General features: G+C 79.8%; 1 protein-coding gene. It reads right to left on the bottom strand.

Features of this window, described 5'->3' with window-relative positions; all coding sequences use genetic code 11:
- Positions 1–550: amidohydrolase family protein (locus LPA54_RS35935; RefSeq protein ID WP_228984745.1), on the bottom strand; the 550-nt coding region annotated here is incomplete at both ends.

The raw sequence follows: 550 nt of genomic DNA, 5'->3' as shown, positions 1-550 counted from the left end.
CCCGTGCACCACGATCCGGCTGTACGCCAGGGACAGCGCGGCCGGCAGGCCGTCGCCCCGTACCGCCAGCAGGTCGGCGGGGAAGCCCGCCTCCACCCGGACCTCCGGCAGTCCCATCGCCGCCCGCGCCCGCGTGCTCACCGCCGCGTACGCGTCCTCGGGGGTCAGGCCCTGACAGGAGGCCAGCAGGTACGCCGCCTCCAGCGGGTCGCCCCGGCCCACCGGGTTCGACACGTCCCGCAGCGACCCGCTGCCGGCCGCCACCCGTACACCCGCCGCGCGCAGCAGCCGTACCGGTGCGGCGTCCCGGCCGTCCGCCGCGCCGCAGCCGCCCTGGGGCAGGCACACCACCGTCACCCCGGCCGCCGCGAGCCGCTCCGCCGTACGGGCCGCGACGTCGGCGGGGAGGGCGGACAGGCCCCCGCACGGGCCGAGCGTCACCCCGGGTCGCAGGCCGCCCGCCATCGCCGCGAGGCGAGCCAGCCGGGCCGGGTCGGAGGCGTCGGTGTGCAGGTCGACGGGCAGGCCGTGCTCGGAGGCCGTCTCCAGC

The organism is Streptomyces sp. DH12 (genome assembly GCF_020873895.1).
GTDB lineage: Bacteria > Actinomycetota > Actinomycetes > Streptomycetales > Streptomycetaceae > Streptomyces.
The sequence above is the reverse complement of the archived record's forward strand: the minus strand, read 5'-3'. Positions and strand labels throughout refer to the sequence as shown.